Origin of the sequence: Paenibacillus sp. FSL R5-0744 (assembly GCF_037972555.1) — a bacterium.
In the GTDB taxonomy this organism is placed as follows: domain Bacteria; phylum Bacillota; class Bacilli; order Paenibacillales; family Paenibacillaceae; genus Paenibacillus_AQ.
In genome coordinates this window covers 4,547,768-4,571,939 of the sequence record NZ_CP150228.1, presented here as the reverse complement: position 1 = coordinate 4,571,939, position 24,172 = coordinate 4,547,768, and the positions used below count along the sequence as shown (strand labels likewise).

26 protein-coding genes are annotated in these 24,172 nt (G+C 42.8%); 20 read left to right on the top strand and 6 right to left on the bottom strand.

The window, feature by feature from the left end:
* Positions 1–11 precede the first annotated feature (11 nt).
* Genes MKY19_RS20210 through MKY19_RS20185 form a run of 6 tightly spaced genes read left to right on the top strand, consistent with a single transcriptional unit; the run spans position 12 to position 6,517 of the window.
* Positions 12–1,013 (top strand): ABC transporter ATP-binding protein, encoded by a 1,002-nt coding sequence (locus MKY19_RS20210; protein WP_042189916.1) that lies wholly within the window; start codon positions 12–14, stop codon positions 1,011–1,013.
* Complete coding sequence (locus tag MKY19_RS20205) at positions 1,010–2,002, top strand: dipeptide ABC transporter ATP-binding protein (RefSeq protein ID WP_042189914.1); 993 nt, start codon at positions 1,010–1,012, stop codon at positions 2,000–2,002. Before MKY19_RS20210 ends, MKY19_RS20205 begins: the two co-directional genes overlap by 4 nt.
* 41 nt (positions 2,003–2,043) lie before the next feature.
* Positions 2,044–3,498, top strand: a complete 1,455-nt coding sequence (locus MKY19_RS20200; RefSeq protein WP_339797248.1) for a leucyl aminopeptidase family protein — start codon at positions 2,044–2,046, stop codon at positions 3,496–3,498.
* Between the two features lie 24 nt (positions 3,499–3,522).
* Positions 3,523–4,215: a copper homeostasis protein CutC gene (locus MKY19_RS20195; RefSeq protein WP_076300524.1), complete on the top strand. Its 693-nt coding sequence runs from the start codon at positions 3,523–3,525 to the stop codon at positions 4,213–4,215.
* A 27-nt stretch (positions 4,216–4,242) separates the two neighbouring features.
* Positions 4,243–5,193: an ROK family protein gene (locus MKY19_RS20190; RefSeq protein ID WP_143764145.1), complete on the top strand. Its 951-nt coding sequence runs from the start codon at positions 4,243–4,245 to the stop codon at positions 5,191–5,193.
* 49 nt (positions 5,194–5,242) lie between these two features.
* Positions 5,243–6,517 (top strand): alpha-L-fucosidase, encoded by a 1,275-nt coding sequence (locus MKY19_RS20185; protein WP_339797246.1) that lies wholly within the window; start codon positions 5,243–5,245, stop codon positions 6,515–6,517.
* Between the two features lie 233 nt (positions 6,518–6,750).
* Here the strand turns inward: MKY19_RS20185 and MKY19_RS20180 are convergent, their stop codons facing one another.
* Entirely contained in the window at positions 6,751–7,746 is a 996-nt protein-coding gene (locus tag MKY19_RS20180; protein ID WP_042189905.1) for a hypothetical protein, read from the bottom strand.
* Positions 7,733–8,080: a PadR family transcriptional regulator gene (locus tag MKY19_RS20175; protein ID WP_042189902.1), complete on the bottom strand. Its 348-nt coding sequence runs from the start codon at positions 8,078–8,080 to the stop codon at positions 7,733–7,735. The genes MKY19_RS20180 and MKY19_RS20175 overlap by 14 nt, the downstream gene beginning before the upstream one ends.
* 529 nt (positions 8,081–8,609) lie before the next feature.
* Here MKY19_RS20175 and MKY19_RS20170 point away from each other — a divergent pair.
* The 5 genes from MKY19_RS20170 to MKY19_RS20150 all read left to right on the top strand — a co-directional run bounded on the left by MKY19_RS20170 (position 8,610) and on the right by MKY19_RS20150 (position 13,308).
* Entirely contained in the window at positions 8,610–9,077 is a 468-nt protein-coding gene (locus tag MKY19_RS20170; protein ID WP_042189900.1) for a MarR family transcriptional regulator, read from the top strand.
* Between the two features lie 96 nt (positions 9,078–9,173).
* Positions 9,174–10,145, top strand: coding sequence for a ring-cleaving dioxygenase (locus MKY19_RS20165; protein ID WP_042189898.1), 972 nt, complete (start codon positions 9,174–9,176; stop codon positions 10,143–10,145).
* A 32-nt stretch (positions 10,146–10,177) separates the two neighbouring features.
* Entirely contained in the window at positions 10,178–11,239 is a 1,062-nt protein-coding gene (locus MKY19_RS20160) for an LLM class flavin-dependent oxidoreductase (RefSeq protein WP_339797243.1), read from the top strand.
* A 15-nt stretch (positions 11,240–11,254) separates the two neighbouring features.
* The gene (locus MKY19_RS20155; protein ID WP_042189896.1) at positions 11,255–11,821 is read left to right on the top strand and encodes an NADPH-dependent FMN reductase; all 567 of its coding nucleotides are present in this window, start codon (positions 11,255–11,257) and stop codon (positions 11,819–11,821) included.
* A gap of 392 nt (positions 11,822–12,213) precedes the next feature.
* Positions 12,214–13,308, top strand: coding sequence for a winged helix DNA-binding domain-containing protein (locus MKY19_RS20150; RefSeq protein ID WP_339797241.1), 1,095 nt, complete (start codon positions 12,214–12,216; stop codon positions 13,306–13,308).
* Positions 13,309–13,518: 210 nt separating this feature from the next.
* On the opposite strand, the gene MKY19_RS20145 is transcribed toward MKY19_RS20150, so the two are convergent.
* Complete coding sequence (locus MKY19_RS20145) at positions 13,519–15,444, bottom strand: FAD-dependent oxidoreductase (RefSeq protein ID WP_339797239.1); 1,926 nt, start codon at positions 15,442–15,444, stop codon at positions 13,519–13,521.
* A 180-nt stretch (positions 15,445–15,624) separates the two neighbouring features.
* Here MKY19_RS20145 and MKY19_RS20140 point away from each other — a divergent pair, with 180 nt between their 5' ends.
* Together MKY19_RS20140 and MKY19_RS20135 are read left to right on the top strand one after the other, a co-directional pair.
* Positions 15,625–16,143 (top strand): PadR family transcriptional regulator, encoded by a 519-nt coding sequence (locus MKY19_RS20140; protein ID WP_339266004.1) that lies wholly within the window; start codon positions 15,625–15,627, stop codon positions 16,141–16,143.
* A 25-nt stretch (positions 16,144–16,168) separates the two neighbouring features.
* Positions 16,169–16,699, top strand: coding sequence for a hypothetical protein (locus MKY19_RS20135; RefSeq protein ID WP_339797236.1), 531 nt, complete (start codon positions 16,169–16,171; stop codon positions 16,697–16,699).
* 105 nt (positions 16,700–16,804) lie between these two features.
* Here the strand turns inward: MKY19_RS20135 and MKY19_RS20130 are convergent, their stop codons facing one another.
* Together MKY19_RS20130 and MKY19_RS20125 are read right to left on the bottom strand one after the other, a co-directional pair.
* Positions 16,805–18,070, bottom strand: coding sequence for an alkaline phosphatase (locus tag MKY19_RS20130; protein WP_339797234.1), 1,266 nt, complete (start codon positions 18,068–18,070; stop codon positions 16,805–16,807).
* Between the two features lie 128 nt (positions 18,071–18,198).
* Positions 18,199–18,807, bottom strand: coding sequence for an isoprenylcysteine carboxylmethyltransferase family protein (locus MKY19_RS20125; protein ID WP_339797232.1), 609 nt, complete (start codon positions 18,805–18,807; stop codon positions 18,199–18,201).
* A 107-nt stretch (positions 18,808–18,914) separates the two neighbouring features.
* Here MKY19_RS20125 and MKY19_RS20120 point away from each other — a divergent pair, with 107 nt between their 5' ends.
* Positions 18,915–19,445 (top strand): peptidase M56, encoded by a 531-nt coding sequence (locus MKY19_RS20120; RefSeq protein ID WP_339797229.1) that lies wholly within the window; start codon positions 18,915–18,917, stop codon positions 19,443–19,445.
* Here the strand turns inward: MKY19_RS20120 and MKY19_RS20115 are convergent.
* The gene (locus MKY19_RS20115; protein ID WP_339797226.1) at positions 19,415–19,963 is read right to left on the bottom strand and encodes a MepB family protein; all 549 of its coding nucleotides are present in this window, start codon (positions 19,961–19,963) and stop codon (positions 19,415–19,417) included. The two genes, MKY19_RS20120 and MKY19_RS20115, sit on opposite strands and share 31 nt — an antisense overlap.
* Before the next feature lie 119 nt (positions 19,964–20,082).
* On the opposite strand from MKY19_RS20115, the gene MKY19_RS20110 reads away from it, so the two are divergent.
* The 6 genes from MKY19_RS20110 (at position 20,083) to MKY19_RS20085 (ending at position 24,166) form a co-directional block, all read left to right on the top strand.
* Positions 20,083–20,970 (top strand): aminoglycoside 3'-phosphotransferase/choline kinase family protein, encoded by an 888-nt coding sequence (locus tag MKY19_RS20110; protein WP_076286589.1) that lies wholly within the window; start codon positions 20,083–20,085, stop codon positions 20,968–20,970.
* A 408-nt stretch (positions 20,971–21,378) separates the two neighbouring features.
* Positions 21,379–21,945, top strand: a complete 567-nt coding sequence (locus MKY19_RS20105; RefSeq protein WP_042189883.1) for a 5'-nucleotidase — start codon at positions 21,379–21,381, stop codon at positions 21,943–21,945.
* A 156-nt stretch (positions 21,946–22,101) separates the two neighbouring features.
* Positions 22,102–22,428 (top strand): PadR family transcriptional regulator, encoded by a 327-nt coding sequence (locus MKY19_RS20100; RefSeq protein ID WP_042189881.1) that lies wholly within the window; start codon positions 22,102–22,104, stop codon positions 22,426–22,428.
* A gap of 6 nt (positions 22,429–22,434) precedes the next feature.
* Positions 22,435–23,208 carry a permease prefix domain 1-containing protein gene (locus MKY19_RS20095; protein WP_339797222.1) on the top strand — a complete coding sequence of 258 codons (774 nt, stop codon included), beginning with the start codon at positions 22,435–22,437 and terminating at the stop codon, positions 23,206–23,208.
* A gap of 41 nt (positions 23,209–23,249) precedes the next feature.
* A complete protein-coding gene (locus tag MKY19_RS20090; RefSeq protein WP_339797220.1) occupies positions 23,250–23,390 on the top strand; it encodes a hypothetical protein in 141 nt (46 codons plus the stop codon).
* 152 nt (positions 23,391–23,542) lie between these two features.
* Positions 23,543–24,166, top strand: a complete 624-nt coding sequence (locus MKY19_RS20085; protein ID WP_339797218.1) for a TetR/AcrR family transcriptional regulator — start codon at positions 23,543–23,545, stop codon at positions 24,164–24,166.
* Positions 24,167–24,172 lie beyond the last annotated feature (6 nt).

Genomic DNA, 24,172 nt, shown 5'->3' with positions numbered 1-24,172 from the left:
AGGGACAAGACATGACTCAAAATTTGCTGGAAGTACAAGGGCTGAAAACGGAGTTTAAACGCGGCGATGGAAGTATAACGGCAGTTGCAGGTGTTGACTTTGTGATTAAGAAAGGTGAAGTGCTGGGTCTAGTTGGAGAATCCGGCTGTGGCAAAAGCGTTACCTCACTGTCGATTATGCGGCTCCTTAAGGATACGCCAGGCAGAATTTCTGGCGGTTCTGTTCGTTTCGAGGGAACGGATCTGACAAAGGTTACGGACAAAGAGATGCGCCAGATACGGGGAAATGAAATGGCGATGATTTTTCAGGAGCCGATGACTTCACTTAATCCTGTGCTGAAGATTGGTTTGCAATTGATGGAGCCGATAATGTTGCATTTGGGTTATGGTCGGAAGAAGGCTCGTGAACATGCCATTCATATGTTGCGGTTAGTTGGTATACCACGTGCGGAAGACTTGGTGGATGAATATCCGCATCAGCTCTCTGGCGGTATGAGGCAGCGTGTAATGATTGCGATGGCGATGTCTTGCCACCCGAAACTACTGATTGCAGATGAACCAACAACGGCGCTTGATGTAACGATTCAAGCTCAAATCCTTGATCTAATGAAGCACCTGAAAGAAGAACAGGATATGGGAATGCTGCTCATAACCCATGACCTTGGTGTAGTAGCAGAACTATGCGACCGTGTAGTCGTTATGTATGCTGGTCGTGTAGTGGAGGAAGCTTCCGTTCATGAGCTATTTGCAAGACCGCAGCATCCATATACGAAGGGATTAATTCAATCCGTTCCTAAGCTGCGTCAAAACGTACGTCGCTTGGATTCCATTAAAGGGAATGTACCTGATCTATCACAAATGCCAGCAGGTTGTAAGTTTGCGCCACGCTGCGATTATGTCACAGAGCGTTGTCTCTCGCAGGAGCCAGAGTTACTCCCGATTGAGGGACTAGAGCGAAAGAGTCGTTGTTGGCTTACACAGCAGGAGAACACGGAAGGAGGGGAACGTTTGTGAAGGAGACTCCACTCATTGAAGTTAAAAGTCTGAAGAAGTTTTTTTCGGTGAAAAAGGGCTTTTTCGGAACTACTAGATATTTGCACGCAGTTGATGGGATCTCATTCGCTATACGTAAAGGAGAAACGTTCAGCCTTGTGGGTGAAAGTGGCTGTGGTAAATCTACTACGGGTAGATTAGTGACTCGCTTGCTGGAGCCGAATGACGGTGAAGTGTGGTTTAAGGGTCAAAATATTAGCCATATCTCAGACAATCAAATGCGGCCTATTCGTAAAGATATACAAATGGTGTTCCAAGACCCTTATGCTTCGCTTAATCCACGGATGAAGGTGAAGGATCTTGTGGCTGAACCTCTGCTCATTCATACAAAGCTCTCGTCCAAAGAACGGGATAAACTAGCATGCGAGTTACTAGAGACAGTAGGATTGAATAGTATCCACGCCGAGCGCTACGCTTTTGAATTCAGCGGTGGGCAGCGACAGCGGATTGGAATCGCCCGGGCGTTGTCTGTTCGCCCAAGCTTAATCGTAGCAGATGAGCCTGTGTCAGCACTGGATGTTTCGATTCAGTCACAAGTGCTAAATCTGTTGCAGGATCTGCAGGAAGAGTATGGCCTGACATATTTATTCATTTCACATGATCTAAGTGTTGTTGAGCATATTAGTGATCGAATTGGAGTTATGTATCTTGGTTCGCTCGTAGAGACGGCGGATAAGGATACCTTGTATGATCGTCCAATGCATCCATACACACAAGCACTGCTATCTTCTGTACCTGTACCCGATCCTACCTTAAAGAAGGAGCGCATTATTCTGAAGGGAGATCTTCCAAGTCCGGTTGACCCACCGTCGGGATGCCGTTTTCATACAAGATGTCCCTCCTGCATGGAAATCTGTAAGCAGCATGTACCGATATTCCGAGAAGTCGAACCAGGTCATGAGGTTGCGTGTCATTTATTTGATGAAGAAATGCTGAAATTAGAGCGGTAGCTGAAATTGTGAGATAACTTTACGGAAAAGAAGGGACAACGATGAATATCTTATTCGATTCCGCTAATGTGGCGGATACTATTGTCTATTTAGCTTATGACGAGGAGTCTTTTCCTTTTAAGCTGGGATCGCCCCACAAACAGTGCAGCAGTGTGACTTGGTTACATGCTCGCACTGAGGAAGAGTCTGATGTGTTAGCGGTAGGAATGGGAAAGCGCAAGGATATTACGCTTGAGAGGATTCGCCGAGCGGGTGGAGCTGCTGCTCGTGCAATTCTGAAGGAAGGACGCAGTAGTGCTTCGCTTGTTCGCTTAGCATCGGAGGCTATAAATAGGAATAAGGATATTACAGCTGCTGATGAATTACAAGCTTGGATGGAAGGCTGGATTCTCGGCTTGTACCGTTTCCAAACTTATCGGGGAACTACCAAGGTGGAAGGCTCTGTTGAATTACAGCTTCAATCGATAGATTGGCCTGAGCTGTCATCGATTGAATTGGAAGCTGTACGGGTTTCTGCACAGATACGCGCTGAAGGAGCCGTAGTTGCTCGCGATCTTGTGAATGAGGTACCTGGGACACTGAACCCTGATCGTTTTGCGGAATGGATGGCAGAATTTTTCGACCGTGATGATGCTGCTTTGAAAGTCCATATCTATCGAGGACAGGAGCTCGTGGAACTTCAGATGAATGGATTGCTCGCAGTTGGAGCGGGGAGTAAGCACGCTCCAGCCCTAGTTGAAATTCGTTACAAGAGTAACCCTGAATTACCGATGTTAGCACTGGTAGGTAAAGGTGTAACCTTTGACTTAGGCGGCATGAATGTGAAGACGGCTAGCGATATCAGCGATGCACGCATGGATATGGGCGGTGCGGCTGCTGTTATTGGGGCTATGGATATTTTGATACGGAAGCGTGCAAATGTAAATGTGACCGCACTTATTCCAGTCGTTGATAATGTGCCAGATGCTGAGGCGATGTTACCTTCGTCTGTTATCCGCTACCCTAACGGGCTAACCGTTCAGGTTGCGAATACGGATGGCGAGGGTCGACTTATCATAGCGGATGCGCTTATTCATGCCGCGAATATCGGAGCAACCCAAGCTATTGATATCGCTACCTTAACTGGAAATGTCGGTGCGGCGCTCGGATTAGGCATCGCGGGCATATGGGGCGATGCAGATATAACGCAGAGTCTAGTTGAGATTGGTGAGCGCAATGGAGAACGACTGTGGCCCATGCCGTTAATGGATGAATATGAAGCAGATCTTCGGAGTAATTACGCCGATCTCCGCAATGTTAGTACTTCCTCTTTTGCAGGTGCGATTACAGCAGCCCTATTTATTCGGCGCTTTGTAGCAGAATCTATGAGCTGGGTTCATATTGATATGGCTGGGACGGTACAGTACAAACAGGATGTGGGGTACTCTGAAGCTGGAGCGACGGGATATGGTGCACGTCTGCTCGCCGATTATGTCATGAAGCAAGTGCATCATTAACAACTGGAAGAGTGGGTGAAAGTTATGAGATTGGAAATCATCGCTACTTGTATGGATGATGCTCTGACGGCTGAGGCGAATGGCGCAGATCGTCTTGAGCTTATTACTGCCATTACGGAAGGTGGATTAACACCAGGAATAGGGTTGGTGGAGCAGGTAGCCAAATCGGTTAGCATTCCTGTCTTTGTTATGGTCCGTCCGCACAGTCGATCATTTAACTATTCCAAGGATGATATTTTGACCATGGCTGCAGAGATCAGGCAGATTGCAGCCAGTGGTGCTTCGGGAGTTGTTCTTGGCGCATTAACACCGGAAAAAAAGATCGATGAGCATGCGCTTGAAATATTATTGCCATTGACAGATGGCTTACAAGTAACCTTCCATCGTGCTTTTGATGAGCTGGAGGACCAAATTGCAGGTTATCGGACGCTTTGTAATTACCCGCAAATCACTCGTATACTTACCTCTGCTGGACCAGGTCCGGCACCTGAAGCCATTCCCGCTATGCGTAGGCTAGTAGAGGAATCAAGAGGTAGTTCGATAAGTATTTTGGCTGGAAGTGGTTTGAAGCCAGAAGGTATTACATCGTTTATTCAACAGACCGGAGTCACAGAAGTACATTTTGGATCGGCTGTTCGTCATGGCAAAGATGCTTTGTCGCCAATCGATCCAGTAGCCCTGCGGGCGTTAGCTAAGAATATTCATTCGAACGGCTAATAATAGATAGTGAAAAGGTGAATGGTTATGCATAAGGCTGAGAGCTATGTAGTAGGAATTGATTTAGGCGGAACAAAAATTGCCGCAGCATTATTCGATTCAAAGGGTACCATGTTGAATCGGGAATTAATGGAGACAGCTGGCGCGCGCACCGCTGAAGAGGTGGTGCAGCGAATGATCGGAATGATCCGCTCTGTATCCGAAGGGCGACCGCTGATTGGAGTCGGACTGGCTTCACCTGGAGCTGTGAATAGCCAGGATGGAATCGTAATTCACGGTACCAATCTTCCTGAATGGGATAATGTTCCACTGAAACATTGGATGGAGTCAGAACTTGGCATAGAAGTGAAGGTGGTAAACGATGCGAACGCTGCGGCTTGGGGCGAGTATGTAAGAGGGGCTGGTAAAGGCTCGAACAACATGGTGTATGTTACCTTCAGCACAGGAATTGGAGCTGGAATTGTTATGGATGGTGAGCTACTGCTCGGAACGAACTCATTTGCAGGAGAACTCGGTCATAATATTATTGACCCGAACGGAACGGAATGTAGCTGTGGAAGATATGGATGCTGGGAAGTATTTGCTTCGGGTACAGCGATTCGGGATATGGCACTGCGGAGTATGGAGAGCAGAACGTCGATGATTACAGAGCTGGCTAGTAGAAGTGGTGAAAAGATTAATTCTCGACACGTCTTCGAAGCGATGGCACTAAAAGATCCGGTGGCTGTTGAGGTGATTGAGCGAACGATTCATTATATGGCGATTGGATTAGCTAACGCGGTACATACGTTTAATCCTGATCGTATTGTAATTGGTGGAGGCGTAAGCAAAGCTGGTGAACTACTGTTTCCAGCGCTGAGAGAGAAAACAGAGGAACTTGTCATGAAGCCGTATAAAGGAACTTATACTATTGAATCAGCAGGTCTGAGGGATGATGTAGGTCTTATAGGCGCTGCAGCATTATTTCATACCGTCTAGACTATCTGAACTATTTATCAAAGCTAGCGAAAACGGAGGGGCTGAAGAGATGGGTACAAGAGAAGAAAGAACGAGATGGTTCTTACAGGATAGATTCGGTATGTTCATTCATTGGGGATTATATTCAATTCCAGCACGAGGTGAGTGGATTCGTGGAAACGAGCGAATGAGTAGAGAGCATTATATGACGTATTTCGATGAATTTGACGCATCTCGATATGACCCGAAGAAGTGGGCCAGCGCAGCAAAAGCAGCGGGGCAGAAGTATGCGGTTCTTACGACCAAGCACCACGACGGATTCTGCTTGTTTGATAGCAAGCTAACAGATTTTAAAGCGACTAACACGCCTGCTGGACGTGATCTCGTTCGAGAATATGTAGACGCTTTCCGGGCGGAAGGTATTGCTGTAGGTCTGTATTACTCTATTATTGATTGGCATCATGATGACTACCCTGGATATGGTGATAAAGCGCATCCTGATCGGGATAACGAAGCGGCTAAAGACAAGCCGATTGATTTTGATCGATACTTGGAGTATATGCATGGACAAGTGAAGGAACTGTTGACGAATTACGGCAAAATCGACATCATGTGGTTTGATTTCTCCTATGACAATATGACCGGGGAGAAATGGAAAGCAACGAAGCTAATCCGTATGATTCGCTCTATCCAGCCGGATATTATTATCGACAATCGTTTGGGTGGGAATATCCGCGCGGCCGAGCCAGAAGAATATGCTGGAGATTTCTTTTCTCCAGAGCAGATCATTCCTCCCGGTGGCATTGTTGACGTGAATGGTCAATCCATTCCATGGGAAGCATGCATTACGCTTAATGATAACTGGGGCTACCATTCCGAAGATAAAAATTATAAATCAACCCAGCAGGTCATTCGCTCAATGGTCGAATGTATCAGTAAGAATGGTAACCTCCTCCTTAATGTTGGACCAGATGCTAAAGGTGAAATGACACGGGAATCACTGGTTATCCTTGACGAAGTTGGGGAGTGGATGCGCCTTAATGGCGATAGTATTTATGGATGCGGGAAGTCTTCGCTGCCTAAGCCAGAGTGGGGACGTTATACGCAAAAGGGCAACAAGTTGTATGCGCACGTCTACGACCGTGGAATTGGCCCGATCTATTTCCAAGGCTTGAAAGGGAAGATTAAAAAGGCTAGATTACTACGTGATGGTACCGAGCTAAAGGTGGAGGTGCCGTGGATGGCTGAGGAATATTCGGATGTTGACGGTGGGGCGTTTATTACATTAAAAGGGGCTAAGCTTCCCGACGAGATGGATACGGTTATTGAGCTTGAGCTTCTTTAATTAAACCAGATAGAGTGTCCCATAAGTCATGAATGGCTGCTGGGGCACTCTATTGTCCGAAACTCTGTTTTAAAGGCTGGAAATTCGCAAATAACGTCCTCTGGGTCCGTAACACTTAGAGGGTGCTGACTGACACTGTGAAAGCTGTTGAAGCTGTTGAAGCAGGCAGCCAACGAATCAGAATACAAAGCGGCGATTCTCCAAATAACAGGAGAATCGCCGTTCTGTGAATACTAAAGGCGAGCCTTGCGGAAGCCTTCATATATATTGAGGACCGCAATTAAAATCAAGACCGCTATTCCTCCACCTACTAGCCCCGTTTCAAACTGGTTAGCTGTAGTAGTTAATAAATTAGACATGTAGTTAATGAATTCTTGGTTAAATACATTCGGATTTATAAGGATAATAGCGAATACAATAAGCACAATGAGCTCGAGGGCCGTATTACATAATGCTAATTCTCTAGTCCATTGTCTCTTGATTAATTTATATATAGTTAATGCGACTTCTAATCCGATCACAATAAGAATAATAGGCCAATAATCAAGTAACACATGCTGATTAAAAGCTGGGGCTACGAAGTTAAGTGCGCCTTCACCGCCTCTATAGACTCTGATCAGGTGTTCAGCATTAAAATAAACAGTAGCCCAAATGGCAGTCCACAGTAAACTTCCGAACACTTCGAAGCTTGTAATTGCTTTTTTCTTATGGACAAGCGCGATATCCTTCAAATCATCAGGAGTCCATTTCCTTAATTTTGTAGTAAGTGGATGACCTTCCTTTCCTTTATCCGCCCGTTCGATAATAGCGAACACAACAGTTATCCAAAAAAAGACTTGGATTCCTACTTCAAGGAAGGTTCCAATTCCTCTACTTATAACTGCAGTAACAATATCCGCAACTGTTTTATCTCCGCTATAGCCAATCAAGTAATCAGCAACCAGAGCGATTAAAGAAACAACTACAGCGATTGGTATAATCATTTTTAACAACGTAACATATAAATCGAAATAGCGTGGGCCGATGAGATACATGGGCTGATCGCGATACTCACTAGCTAAAATAGCGGGATTGCCCAATTTTGTAAGGACGGCTTTTACCTCTTTTTCGTCATAATCATCCGGTAACATATCCTCGATGGTAGATCGTAATTCGAGAGCGATATCCTCCCGATTTTGTTCCGGTAACCTCCGAGTCACTTCATGAATGTAAATCTCAATTAGATTCATGGTCATCCTCCCCTTGTAATAGGCCGTAGAGCTCTTTCGAATTCTTAAGCCATTCTTCCTTTAGCTGTAAAAAAATTTCTACGCCATAGTCACTTAGAACATAATACTTACGGGGTCTGCTCTCGGATGTGTCCCAGCTGCTCGTCACTAATTCCTGTTTCTCTAATCGGCGAAGTAATGGATATAGGGTGCTTTGATCGATGATGATGCTGGATTCCTCCAACAATTGAACGAGCGAATATCCATACTGGGGTGTTCGTAATTGACTTAAAACGGCTAGCGTTAACGTACCTCTTCTAAGCTCTGTGATTAAAGAATTTAATAAAGTACTCATTCACCCACCTCATTATTTAAAATATAAGGATTTATAATTGCTTATAAATTGTTCTTATATTTTAGGTTTAAACGCTTGCTGTCCTTGAGAGGACGTCGAAGCCGTTTATTCTTACTATGTGTCATACAGTATTCGATCTATACTATGCGTCATACACTATTGTTGTTCTAACATCAATTGAATAAAAAAATCTTCTGAGAAATAAATAAGAAAATTTTTCTATTTTGTGAAGCAGTTTGATTAAAAGGAGGTTGTGAAATGATTCCATTTTTTAGTGACATCCCGAATGCTTCTACACGGGAGGTAGTTAAACCGGTTCATAAGGGTTGGTCAAAGGGAAGTTACTAATATGCTGAGCCGAGCGGAGAGTGTTCTGGAGTGGTATGATGATTTTCAAACCTATATTCCGAAGTGGTATTTGGCAAGCGTGTAGGATTTCTACTGAGCTTGACTACTCGTCAGTTTACTAGTATACTCATATTAACAAATCAAATAACACATAAAATAAACAAACGATGGACGTGACCAAATGAGAAACAATGGATTCACTGAAGATAACCAATTAAGCTTATTGATCTGGTTGCGGCTGGTTAGGGTATATGAGAATAGTAACGATCTTTCCAATGAATTCTTGAAGCAATTTAATTTAACAGTTAATCAATTCGATACCTTGGTACAAATATTATTACATCAGCCTGTAACACAGATGGAAATTGCCGAGCATCTAACCATTACTAAAGGTGGGGTATCCCATATGCTTGGCAGATTAGAGAAGGAAGGATGGATTGAACGCAAACAGGATTGGAAAGTGAAGTACATTACTTTAACGGAAAAGGGCCAAACACTTATTGAGAAGGTACTGCCCTTGCAATCGGATTTCCAAGCCTCGTTATTCGATCCACTGACAGATGAGGAGAAAAAAGTGTTTTACAGCATGCTTAAAAAGATTCATCGCCATAGCCAAGATGAGAATCGACTCCCGCGAGGTGTTCAGTAGTGTCGCAAAAGCTTTATTGATAATAAAGTTTACTTTTTTCCTCATCAGTATACTAGTAAACTTAAATTCGACAAAACTCATTAGGAGGTTTTTAAAATGAAACAACAACCCATAAACGGACAACATCATGTGTCTATGCTTACTAAGGACGCTAAACAAAACTTATGGTTTTATACAGAGGTCCTGGGACTGAGACTTGTAAAGAAAACGGTCAATCAAGATGATCCATCCATGTACCATCTATTTTATGGAAATCGTAATGGTGCTCCTGGAACCGAAGTATCTTTTTTTGAAATGCCAAATGCAGGTCAGACCCGCAAAGGGACGAACAGTATTAGTTCTTTCTCCCTTCTTGTTCCTAGCGATGAAGCCTTGTCATATTGGGCTAGTCGATTAGATTCTTTTGAAGTTCCTCATGAAGCGATTGTAAGTATCGGGGAACGTAAGTCGCTTACTTTTTATGATAGAGATGAATTGACGGTCCATTTAGTATCGGCTGAAAAAGATAACGGTATCGAGCTAGTTGAACCGTGGATTACAGAAGACATCCCTCCAAAGTATGCCATCGTTGGGTTAGGACCCGTTGAATTGACTGTAAGTGAGGCTGGCCGCACAAAGACGGTTTTGGAAGATATCTTGGGCTATACACAAGTTCGGACAGTACCCTCCATGGGTGATTCCAAGATTATGGTAGATATATATGAAACGGGGAAGGGTGGTTTATACACCGAGCTCCAGGTCAAAGAAGTAAATGACAAAGATCGGGAGAGACCGGGTAAAGGGAGCATCCATCATGTGGCTATAAGAGTTAAGGATGTCGAAGAACTAACCGAATGGGCCGCCAAGATCACTGCTGCAGGCTTTAAAAATACAGGGGTCATTGATCGTTATTACTTCCATTCCTTGTATTTCCGGGATCCGAACCATATTCTTTTTGAGCTTGCTACAGATGGCCCGGGATTTGAGATTGATGAAACTTTTGACGCGCTAGGAGAGAATTTGACCTTACCTTCATTTCTGGAAGAACGTCGTGAAGAGATTGAATCGAAGCTTCATCCTATCCGCTAAACCTAATACAACTATGAAAAGAGGACATAATCATGATGGAACAATATAGAATCGATGAGAAAAAAGGGTTGGAGCTAGGTTTATACACGTTAGGTGATCACACCACAGATGCCTTAACAGGAAAAGCAATTAGTGAACGACAACGGATTCAAGAGATCGTAGCGGCTGCCAAATTAGCTGAGGATGCTGGATTAGATGTATTTGGGGTAGGCGAGAGTCATCAACCGAAATTCATTACCTCAGCTGCCTCGGTTGTCCTTGGAGCCATTGCAAATGCAACCGAACGTATAAAGCTTGTCAGTTCAGCAACTGTACTAAGTACAGCAGATCCTGTACGTGTATATGAGGACTTTGCAACATTGGATTTGTTATCAGGCGGTAGAGCAGAGATTGTTGCTGGACGTGGATCGCGTCTCGGGGCCTATGAACTTTTTGGTTATGACGTAAGAGATTATGAAGAATTGTTCGAAGAGAAAATTGAATTGCTCATGAAAATAAATGAGTCCGATCGCATAACGTGGGAAGGGAAATTCCGCCCTGCATTAAATGATATGGAAATCTTCCCTAAGCCCTTAAATGGAAAGCTGCCAATTTGGCGAGCGGTTGGGGGACCTCCAGCAAGTGCAATTAAGGCGGGAAGAATGGGGACCCCGATGATGCTGACCACCCTTGGTGGACCATCATCTGCCTTTAAAGGTTCTGTAGACGCGTATCGTATGGTTGCTGCAGAGTCAGGGTTCAATCCAGCAGACCTTCCCATCAGCACAACTTCTTTAATGTATATTGATCCGGACTCACAAAAAGCATTCCGCGATTATTATCCATATATCAATCACTTGATGAAAGAGCTTCGTGGGTCTTACTATCCGAAAGAACAATTTGCGGAAGCGATGAGTGTGAGAAATGCACTGCTCGTGGGAAGCCCGCAACAAATTGTGGAGAAGATCCTCTATCAACATGAGATGTATGGCCATAATCGTTTTCTAGCTCAGATTGATGTCGGTGGGTTACCTTATGCTCAAGTGGAACAAATGATTGACCTGTTCGCATCTGAAGTAGCACCAGCCGTAAGACGTGCTACAGCTAAGAAATAAGAAAGAGGGGATAGTATGAAGATCATTGGGATTTCAGGATCCATTGTTGGATCGAAGACTAGAATTGCTGTACAGCAAGCACTTAACAACATCACAGAAAAGCATCCGGATTTCGACGTAGAACTAATTGATCTAGGAGATTATAAGCTGGAATTTAGTGATGGACGCAGCTACATGGATTATACAGGTGATACCAAAGTTGTTCTGGAGAAAATCATGGCCGCCGATGCATATATCATTGGCACCCCAGTTTTTCAAGCTTCGATTCCAGGAACACTTAAGAATCTATTTGATTTACTCCCGGTTAATGGGTTTAAGGATAAAGTTATCGGTATTGTAGTAACTGCAGGTTCTTCAAAACATTACTTAGTGGCAGAACAACAACTGAAACCGATCCTCTCTTATATGAGAGCGGTGGTGGTTCCTAAGTATGTTTTTATTGAAGAGAAACAATATGACCGGAAAGTAATTGTGGATGATGATATTATTTTTAGACTGAATCGACTAGCTAATGAATTGGTGAATACCACGAATGCGATGCAGCAAGTGAAGCAAGCGGAAGAAGCAGCGTTTTTCTTTTAAAAAGAAGGGCTCTGTTAAGAAAATACCTTCAGTCTGTAATATAAAAGGGTATTTTATCCCTAACGTTGTATTTCGTGCAACAGAATGGATCCAAAAGAAAGGGGATCTGAATTCTGTTGCATTTTTTACAATTAAGTATAGGTTAAAACTCTTTTTTGAAGGTTTTCAGCAAATTCTAATGTACGAAGTGCAACAGAAACCTTTTTTTGAGGTCTGTATATGACTTTCTATTGCACATTATGCAATGGAATGGAGTTCATATTCTAATTTAATCTCGTATTTCAATAGAATCAATAGTAATATCGACATAGACATGAGCAAGAACTTAACCATTTTGTTAAATAACTGGAAGTATATAATTTGAGGATTCATTTCTGAAAAGGGGGAGTAGTGTGACGAATAACCTTATTGCAAATAGTAGGTTGTATAATCAAATGATTGTAGGCTCTTTACATCACACACCAGAGCAGGTCGTGAAAAAAATGGGGGCTATGCAAGCGCAAGACTATATGCAGGCGGTTTGGGCCATCGGACTACGTTCTCCTGCTACGAAATTAGCTGATATAGAGCGTGCAATCTCTGACCGCAAGATTATTCTTACTTGGACGCTGCGAGGTACGCTTCATTTCGTCCCAGCAGAAGATGTAAAATGGATGCTACAGCTCTCTGCACCGCGTTTAGCATCACAAACGAAGCGGCGAATGGCTGAGCTTGGACTTGATGATCAGACACTGGAGCGCTGTAGAGAAATTATTGTGAATGCTCTAAAGGGCGGGAAGCATATGGATCGTTCGGTCCTACTTCAGCTAATAGAAGAGGAAGGCATCTACACGGGGAATCAACGCGGTTATCACATGCTCTGGAATAGTGCCTATCAAGGACTGATTTGTTTTGGTCCAATGAATGGTAAACAGCAAACGATTGTATTGTTAGAGGAATGGGTGCCAGATTGCCGAGAGCTATTTTACGAACAATCGTTGCAAGAACTCGCCTTGCGGTATTTTACAGCCCGTGGATTAGCGACCGTTCAGGACTTCGCTTGGTGGGCAGGCATAACCCTTACAGATGCCAGACGAGGGCTAGAATCTGTGAAAAAAGAACTTCAATCGACAGATATAAATGGCAATGAGCATTGGATGTCTAACCATCGAGTAGTTTCAGCGGATGAAGAGTCAGGTATCTATTTACTTCCAGGTTTCGATGAGTACATTCTTGGTTATAAAGACCGGAGTGCTGTACTTGAACCTGAGACGGCTCCTTTAATTGTTCCTGGCAACAACGGTGTTTTCCTGCCTATGATTGTTGTTGGTGGCCAAGTTATAGGTACATGGAAACGTTCGATTAAGAAAAAAGGAATTGAGATAGTCATTCATCCATTTAGAGAACTTGGAAATGCTGAAGAAGCTGTGTTTAAAGCTGCTGAAAGATATGCTGCTTTTATCGGGCTGCCGATACTCAATTTTAGCGTGTCTTCTACATTGACATGAGAATGAAAATATCGTTCAGGGGTGAAGATCAAGTTCATGAATGAGGGCGAGTTAAGGTGCTTTATAGAAGACGAATACATATGGAACAGGTGCAGGCACTAACGCACTTATTAGCCCCTGAAAGTTGATTTTTCAGATAGTTCTGATAAGAACGCAACCCGGCAGGTGCGACCTGCCGGGTTTATTCATAAATCTAATTGACTATATGAACTAAATTCGTCTAGCTAATTCTGCACCCTCCCAAATAGCATTAAGCGCTCTGCGAGCTTGTACTGCATCCCCAATTACATGATAAGGAATGGAGCTTTCCTCCAAGAAGTTCTGAAGGGGGTGCTTGTTTAGGGCGCGTGATCCTACTGCGATTACTACATAATCGGCTGGGAGGCTGAGAAGCTCCCCATCTTTTTCAACCATCACGCTATTCTTTTGGATCGTCATGCACTTGCTGTTGGTCATTAATCTAACACCGTGGCCATATAAGCTTTCCATTACACAGATTTTACGAAGGATACCCAGATCATTTGCTACATCGGCTTGCATTTCTACAACAGTGATTTGATTTCCGCGTTCGACCAGGAGCTCAGCGACTTCGAGACCGACCAAACCCCCTCCAATAATAACAACTCGACCTTCAGGGTGAGCTGTTCCCCATAATACATCATGTGAATTTACAACATGACTACTCAGAACACCTTCTACTGGAGGAATAATCGGGGCTGATCCGATTGCAAGAATGACTTCATCCGGACTAATTTCTTGAATAAGCTCTGGAGTAACCTCCGTATTCATTCGAATTTCTACACCTTCACGTTTAGCGGTCTCTCCCATATTCAGAGCAGCCGCGGTCATTTCTTCTTTACGCGGTGCGGCACCAGCGATATAAAGCTGTCCGCCTAGAATGTCATTTTTTTCGCATAAAATTGGAGAATGCCCACGACGTTTCAGTGTGATTGCTGCTTCTAATCCGGCTGGCCCACCACCGGCTATAAGTACTTTTTTTGGTGTGCTCGCTCGTTGTAATTCATATTCACTTTCTCTTCCGGTAGCAGGATTAAATACACAGCTGATGAAAGGCACCTTCGGATTTACAAATCCATCGAAGCAGCCTTGATCACAACCCACACATTTAACAATGGTGTCCGCGCGTCCAGCTAATGCTTTGTTACAGAATTCAGGATCTGCCAATTGAGCGCGGCCAATAGCTACGAAATCAGCCAGTCCTTCGGCAATAATTCGATTAGCAATAGCTGGATCATTAATACGTCCTACAGCTATAACTGGAATGTTAACCACGGATTTAATTTGTGCTGCGTTATCTACATTGAAGCCCACAGGTAGATCGATAGGTGGTACTTCATATTTAATAGCTGAGCCTGCTGGAACTCCGCGCGATACATTAATCGCATCAATACCAGCATCCTCAGCGAGCTTCGAGAAGAGCTTCATATCTTCCAGTGTAAGTCCGCCGGGAAGATCCTCGATAGCAGAGATTCTCATCAAGATAGGGAACCTAGGTCCAACGGCTTCTCGAATGGCACGGATACAAGCGAGCGGAAAGCGACAACGATTCTCCCAGGAACCGCCGTACTCATCCTGACGGAAGTTCATCGCTGGGCTTAGAAATTGTTGTGGCAAATAACCATGACCAGCATGGAATTCTACACTGTCAAATCCAGCTTTTTTCGCACGTGAAGCAGCATCTGCGTAAGCTTGAACCATCTCACTAACTTCGTGATTCTCCAGCTCTCGGGGGATATGTGTTACACCCTCGAAAGGGACAGGGGAGGAGGAGACTTGAATCAGGTTGGGAGTTACTTTCCCTCCATGCCATAACTGAAGACAGCTTTTGCCGCCTGCATCACGAATAGCATGAGCCAATTGGGTCATACCAGGAATGAATTTATCATCATAAATGGCTGGAGCATCCTCAGAAGCAGCCGTTGGGTGAACGGTTGTTACTTCAACTGTATTTAAGCCGTTACCTCCTTTTGCGCGTGCTACATGGTAATCATTCAAGCGCTCGCTGACATACCCACCCGGAGCATTCATTTTTGTTCCCATGGCAGGCAAAATGACCCGGTTCTTAAGCTCCATATTTCCTATCGTACCTTTGCTGAACAAATGTGCGAATTCCATGCTATAACTTCCTCTCTCTATATATATAGGTTAAAAATAACTAGGTTATTTTAACCTATATTATCGAACAGAACGATAAAAGTATGTGCATAAAATCACGAAGTATTTGGCACAAATGCAGTCCTTGAGGTAAGATAAGAAAATGACCGGAAATGAAGTCCGGTAGTTCGGAGGATGAATATGGATATTGAAGTCTTGATTCTGGCTCAATTAATGAAAGGGTCAAAACATGGTTATGAGATTAAAAAAAATATCATTTTCGTAATGAGTAACGATAAAATCGTTAATAATAATTCGCTGTATCCGAAGCTGAAATTGTTTGAAAAGCGAGGTTGGGTGATTAAAAAAACGGAAATGCAGGAAAACCGGCCTAAACGGTATGTGTATTCCATCACAGCCGAGGGTGAGGAGCGGTTTCATATCTGCTTGAACGAATTTTCACTGGAGACTATTCGTATTGATAATGAATGGTCTATTCGTCTTGCTTATTATGAGCTACTGGATCAGGAAGCCCGCCGAAGATTACTTGATTACAGAGAGACTTACATGAAAGAGAAGCTGGAACATTTACAACAGTTATCCCTAGTGGTTGGGAACGGTGAAGATTTGGATTACTCTGAAGAGCTATATTTTTATACCCGAAGTATGGTATTACATGAGCTAGAGTTAATCCATGAGCTTTCCCATAAACTGGTGTAACTGAAATGAAGAAGGGGGGGGTTCCTTGAGAAAAGTATACTTATTAACCCTTGGTCTTGTACTCCTGTTTATTTTTTCAGCCTGCGATCAAGAACAGGCAAGTGATTCTGTAATTAAGGAAGTAACGGTTACAACCAAGGGGAGAGTCATTCAATCTGTCTTAAAGCCACTTGAAAGGAACACTAATTCAGAAGAAGTTAATGTATCTTTCCAAAGCCTTATGACTGAACCGGATGTTTCAATTCCCTATGTGAAGCTTGGAGAAATCATAGAAATCGAATTTAGTAATACAGCCCCAAACAGCTACAAATTGACAGATTATATTTTGAAAGATAATGGTACTTTAAAGTATAAAAAAGAAACAGCAGAGCCGGTAAATGTTGAATGGGCGGATAAGACAGCTACTTTTAAGCTCGATTCGAATATGGCGGCTTTTCTTAGTTCAGATAGTAAGGATTATGAATCAGGGGCAATTATACGGGGATTTCGACTGACAGGCGAGTGGCTAGACCAGACTAAGGAAATCACGTTTGTTATTCGAACAGATGCTAAGTAGGTATGGAGATCATCATAGTGTATAAGGGAGAACCCGGGATTGCGATTCATCAATCAAAAAGACTAACCAGAAAGTCTGGCTAGTCTTTTATGTTGTTCGATCTATTTATTTCACTTTAATGCCCATGGCTTGCGCAACCTTAGTGAATACTTCGGTATTTTCGTATACTCCTGTAAACAACTGAGCGTTTTTGCCCATGGCCGTAATTGGAATATCCACTGCTGTATGACCTGAAGTTGTCCAGTCTACAACGAAATTCTGTTTGGAGTTAGCGATGGCAAACGGACCATCTTCTTTGGAAATGCCGTCACCTGATTCATCTTCAGCATCTACGGCTTCAATAGAGAATCCACCTGTTTCATGGTCGGCGAGAACTAGGACAAGGGTATCCGGATTCTTTTTAGCGAAATCTTTGGCAATCTGTACGGACTTATCTAACTCTTGTCCCGCTTTAATCGTCATCTTGGCATTGTTTTGGTGTGCAAATTCGTCAGTACCCTCTTCTTCAACCATCAGGAAAAATCCGTTTTTATTTGCTGCAAGCGTGTCTAGCGCTTTTTTCGTCATTTCAGGCAGGGATACAACCGGGTTGTAGATATCTCCTTCACCCTCTGGCTTTTGCTGGAACATTTCCTCATTTGCAAATAACCCGAGAAGCTTGCCGCTTTTCGCCTTTTGCATATCGGTTTTGTTCGTTACGTAGGAGTATCCAAGCTGTTTAGCTTTGTCTACAAGGTTCCCTTGCGTTCCTTTGCTCTTCTCTGAAGGATCTTCAGCTGGCTCATCTGCGAACTTACCTGGATTCCCAGCAGGATACCAGAAGTCTTCGCCTCCACCAAGAAGAACGTCAACTTTGCTCTTGGTCAGAAGCTGCAGAGCGATATCACTTTGTTTGGAGCGATCTTCAACATGAGCACCGAAGGCGGCGCCTGTAGCATCAGTAATTTGGCTGGTAGTTACAACGCCTGTAGATTTCCCTGCTGATTTTGCATATTCCATAATGGTTTGTACGGACTTTTTATCTGCATTCATCCCAATGGCACCGTTATATGTCTTGACTCCGCTGGCATAGGCTGTTGCTGAAGCAGCTGAATCTGTAACAGGGACAGTGGAGCTTGTATGAATTAGTCCAGCATATGGCATAGAATCCATCGCTAGATTTCCTTTTTCACCTACTGTAGCTAGGCGGATGGCATTGCGCTGGGCAGTACCCATTCCGTCACCGACAAACAGAATCACATTTCTTGTGTTTGATGAAGCTGCATTGGCCTGATTTGGTGCTTGTGTAGTGACTACGTTGGAAACGAAGAGAGCAGTTGCTGCAGTCGCTACAATTGCCGTCTTAACGCCGTACTTTTTCGGTGATTTCATAATTTCCCTCCTAATGTATGTTTACAACCTCATACTATAGTAATTACATTAAGAGAATGTTTTCGGATATTGTAAAAAATGTAAATTGTAGCGTGCTTGAAAGCATAGGATTTACAGTAGGCAAGATTTCAAAATAAAATATATCTAGGTGTATTATTACAATATTGAATATATTCATCTCCGAATACAGATTTTAAATGCTGCTCTTCCTGAAGAATAAGTAAATGAATGGCTACAATGTTAAGAAAGAATATAATTAGTGTTAATGAATTTGGATACATAAGATACAATCCAAGAAACATGAGATCAAAACCGACAAATGCGGCGTTTCTACTAAATTTATATATACCGTGCGTGATGAGTTTTGTTACAGTAGACTTATCAATCCCAACTCTCCACGAAGTACGCATGGCAATCATTGCTTGTATGAAAATGGAACATCCGAGGGCTACTACACCAACACCGATAAAGTGAATCGCCGGATGATTAAAATGTTCTCCTACTAGTGTAACTATGTATGACTCCGCTAAGGAAAACGTAAACCACGCTGCTCCCCACACAAAAGTAGTAGTCTTAACGAACAGCTCGGTATAATGGATCATAGATCGTTTATTTCCTTTAGCTAATACGTTTCCTTTAATGTGGTTCTTTTTGTAAAGTATAAGGAGCTTCAAAAGGTAAGAAATAAGGAATATGGAGAAAAGAATTAGGGATAGGATATTTTTTAGATTACTCATTGTAATTTCCTCCTCACCAATACATATGAATGATTGCTCATATGTTTGCTTATATCTTATTTCCTGATGCTGTGCATGTCAACTAAATATTGATTTAGGGGGATAATGTGAAGACGTCAACGTATAAAAGATGGTGGTTAGGGGTCCTGATTATTGCGGCTATTGCATTAGTAAGTACTGGAATCGGAATGCTGGTTAAGCCATCGGGGTTGTTAACATATACTTCAAAAGAGTATAAGGTCACTTTGAAGTATCCCTCCGAGTGGGAAGTAAATCCAGAATATGCTGAGAGGTATCAGGGGAACGACGGATTTTTTCAATTATCCGCTATTTCTGGAGAGGGGTTATCCATCGATGAAGTAGCAAACAAGGATGCATTTCATCAACTGAAGCCTTATGGCTCCGATCCACAAATCATTGAACTGACACTAGAGGGGTTAAAAGCGGAAGAGAAAGCACGATTGATTGTGCCTTCTGCTGATCAGGAAGAGGAATGGAATCATCAGGCTGCTATTATTTTGAAATATCCAGAAGTGGTGAAAATAGGAGATTCTTTGTACAATTATTTTATTTTATGGGCGGATATAAAACATGTGGAGGACATAGGTCAGACTGTTCGATTTACTGGAAAACCGTAAAGTGTTTGCGCACGAAGAAAGTCTGCTGGCTTAATTACCGGTATTTCTAGGAAATATTCCAACTGCCATTTTTGTGTTTTTTGAGCTTGACGACTCGTGGGATTATCCCATGGCGGGTACACTCGTAGTGCTCTTTTGCCACCCTCACCTTTATTGGATAATATATCTTGTTTACCTAACACAGCTTTTGGAAATACAAATTGACCAAAGTGATTTTCATTGCGCGTACTTATAACGAAGAGATCAGCAGGATCTGATATATCATAGGGTTGGATGGGGCCATCTCCAATTCTCTCCCATAACGTGACAAACTGCCCGATCTTTGTAGGTGTGATTTTTGCAACACGGAATCTAATGGATAGCGCGTTTAAATTAAATATATACGCCCCATAATCAGCATTGTGTGGTTCATGAATGAGGTCAGAGCAATCAAGATTACACGGGTTATATACAAGCTCTTGGGTAGCAAGCAGATCACTATGAATGATACCTGAAAAGCTGTGATTCTTAAATTTCATCTGTTCAAATCTCCCGGTTGAGTTCCTTAGAAACTCCTAATGTTCTCTATCTTAATGCAAGAATAGGGAGTTCACAACCGTGAACAGAGCACCTTTCCCTTGAGACTGGAGGTAGTCGTATGAAATCCATACATAAATTAATTGAAATTTTTAAGCTGAGTGTTTTGAATATAGAGTCTGTTCCAGAGTCGTTTAGTTCTGAAGTGTATAAACTTACTCTTAATAATCTAGACAACGTATACGTGAAAATTCCATACAACAGGGATAAACTGGTTCGCGAATTTGAGATGCTTGAAAGACTAAAGGGTGTTATACCTGTTCCAAAAGTATTGGATTTCTGGGACGGAGATAATAGAAGTGTCGGTGCATTGCTTCTCTCCGCTATAGATGGGGTGCCGTGTACGAGTAACATTGATCAGAGTCTGGCGTTTCAAATCGGTAATTATCATGCCATGCTTCATGAAGTTACCATGCCAGCGTATGGATGTTATGGATCCGATGGTTTTCAGATGGTAGAGAACAATAGCTGGAGATTATACCTGAAAAATAATTTTGAAAAGTGGAAAGAACCTTGTAAGGAACTCCTTCATCCTGATTTATTTGAGAAATGTATTACTCACTTTGATAGCGTATATTCGGCGTTACCTGAACCTGATGGGCCTTGTGTTGTTCATATGGATTTTCGACCAGGCAATATATTAATAAAAGATAATGAAGTCGTTGGTATAATTGATTACGAGAGCGCTCGTGGTGGTTCCTCTGAAATTGATTTTACAAAAATAAACCGATACGTCTGGGAAGTGAACCCGCTAACACGGCTCCCTTATGTGCAAGGCTACGAATCGGTTCGTCCTTTACTTGATCTGGAAGCTATAATACCGTTTTATAGTTTTTATGATGCTTTTAGTGCGGTAGTTTGGTGTAAAACCAGAGGGATTGAGAACAATAAGGCATTTCTTCAGGAAAGTATAGAGGTATTGCAAAGGTCTATAGAAGGAATGAATTGATGGGAAAAAATTTGAAATGACTTTATTGCATGCTAGGAAGTGCTGTGCTTGCTTTATTGAATAATCCTATGCTTTGTAACTAAATAGAAGTGAAATGTTTAATCTTATGGGGGAGTAGGAGCTTTGGAAATAAAAAATAAACAAGTTGAACAACGGTATTGTCCTTTATGTAAAGAATTAAATCATTGTGGTGCTAATAGTGGTGATTGTTGGTGTTTTCATACGGAGATTCCTGCAGAACTACTAGAAAGGGTACCTTTGGAACTGAGTGGTAAAGCCTGTATCTGTCAAAGATGCGTAGAGGCGTTTAAAAAACATTAAATAGAAATTTAACTAACTCAAGACGAAAACAGTAATTATATTGTGTATACTTAAATAGTAATATAAAAAAACATATGGGGGACACAGATGAGAAAGCCTATAATTGCAGTTGATATGGATGACACGATATGCCATCTAGTCAAACGAGCTATATACCATAACAACAATGATTTCCCCACTCATGTACTGAAGTACGAGGAAATGCTTGATTGGAATACGGATCATTTACGTCATCCAGATTGTACTCAAGATGTATTCTATGGGCGGCCTGGTTTATATGAGGAGCTTGAATTATTCGACGAGCATGTTGTAGGTGAAATGGAGAAGCTACACAATGCTTATGATGTTATTATTGTTACGGCGGCCCAGCCCAATGCAGTTGTTGAAAAATGGAACTGGCTGCAGAAGCATATGCCGTTTATTCCCATCGAAAATTTCTTCCCATGCAAACGAAAGAATCTTATTAATTATGATCTTCTGATCGATGACGGGGTTCACAACTTGGTTCCTGCATTGCAGGACGGAAGGAAAGTACTCTGTATTCCGCATCCATGGAATTTGAGAGCCCGTGAACAATATGGATTTCCATTATTGACCTCCTGGGAAGGTGCGAAAGAGAAGATTGATCAGATTTTTGAAAATTCAAGAGACTAGCTGATTTGAGGAGAGTTGCTCACATAGAGCAATTCTCTTTTTTTATGCTTTTTAGATTTTTTTGCCTATTTTTTTTGCAACTACTTCATCTGTCGTAGTAATTATGGTATACTGCAACTACTACGACAGATGAAGTAATCATAGGGGGTACCATTTTTGATCAGCAGTGATGTTATACGTGGTTACAATGATACGATGATCCTCTACATGCTGCTCGATGGGGAATCCTACGGGTACGAGATTTCTAAGAATATTAGGCAGCTGACTCAAGAGAAGTATGTCATGAAGGAGACAACGCTGTATTCCGCCTTTACCCGGCTGGAGAAGAACGGATACATTGAATCCTTTTATCTGGATGAGAGTCTTGGCAAGCGGCGCACATATTACCGGATTACCCCACTGGGTCTCGCCTATTACCGAGAAAAATGTGAGGAATGGAAGGTTACGCAGGAAGTTGTAAACCAATTTATCAAGGAGTGGTGATAGTGCATGGAGACGATCATAGTATATCTGGATAATATGTTTGCGGGTCTGCCGAAGACTCCGGAACTGGAGCATTTGAAGCAGGAGCTGCTGTCCGGGATGGAAGATAAGTACCTGGAGCTGAAGCGGGATGGCAAGTCTGAGAATGAGGCGATCGGTATCGTTATTTCGGAATTCGGCAATATTGAGGAGCTGACTGCTGAGCTAGGCATCCGTCCAGCCGGACAGGAGAAGACTGTGCCCATGCTTAGTGAAGAAGAGGTTTATGCTTATGCGGCTGCTAAACGTAGCTCTGGATTATGGACCGGTCTCGGTGTTTTTCTCTGCGCATGCGGGGTGGCGCTGTTGATTACTCTTAGTACATTGTTTGAAAATAATGCTGATATGGCTGATAAAGGTTCGATGCTGGGGATGGTCGGAATGTTCGTGCTGGTCGCTGTGGCCGTTGGGATGTTCATTTATAGCGGCATGAAACTCGAGCGCTTCGAAAGTCTAGAGCAAGGCTTTCAGCTACCTTATGCGCTCAAAACGGCGCTTCAGCGCAGTCAAGCCCTTTATGCTCCGACTTATCGCCTTGCTTTGATTGTGGGCGTCTGTCTTTGTGTGCTGTCGCCGACCTTTATCTTCGCAACTTCGTATTTCAACGATGATTTCGCTGCTTATGGAGTTTCTGCCTTTCTGGTGATTGCAGCAACTGCGGTGTTCTTGTTCGTCTATTATGGAAATATCCAAGAAACTTATACGAAGCTACTGAATGAGCCACATATCGATGCAAAGTAGAAGGGAAAAGAACAATTTGTGAGAGGGCTGTGTTGTGGCCTTTGGCGACGGCGATTTTTCTGTTTACGGGCTTTGTCTATGGACGCTGGGACGTCAACTGGGCAGTATTTCCAATTGCTGGCATCCTGTCCGGCATGTTCAGCAATGTGTATCATATTCTAAAGCGCAAAAATGTCTCCTGATTATACTGACTGCACATTAAGGTAACCTCATCCTTTGGAGGTTACCTTTTTTCTTTTGTCCAATTTGCTGGAACATCATTGACATGATGTATTAAATGTATTTAAATGGAATAGACCGACGGTCGGTCTATAAAAAGGAGGACTCAGAATAAATGAGAATTTCCAAAGAAGCGGAAGAACGCAGAAATGAAATATTAGATAAGGCAGAAATGCTTTTTTTTACGAAAGGTTATGCGAGAACTACAGTGAACGACATCTTGCAGGAGATCGGGATTGCCAAGGGCACGTTCTACTATCATTTCAAGTCGAAGGAGGAGGTTATGGAAGCAGTGGTCACACGATTCATCGATGCTGGAGTAGACGTTGCGAAGATCATTGTTGCTGATTCAAAGCTCTCCGTACATGAAAAGCTACTACAAATCATAATGGCACAGAAACCTGATTCGGAGAGAAAAGGTCACATGATTGAACAGTTTCATCAAGCTGAGAATGCACTAATCCATCAGAAAAGCTTGGCTGAAACTATTTTGAAGCTAACACCTGTGTTGACAGAGGTGATTGAGCAGGGAATCGAGGAGAGCTTGTTCCACTGTCCTTATCCAAAAGAAACGATGGAATTTCTGTTGGTTGCCTCACAATTTTTATTGGATGAAGGGATTTTCAAGTGGCAGCCGGAAGAGATCATTCTCAAAATTCAGAGCTTTATTTATATTATGGAGACTACGTTGGGAGCTGAAAAAGGAAGCTTTTCCTACGTAACGCAAATGTTTGAGTAAGGTCCG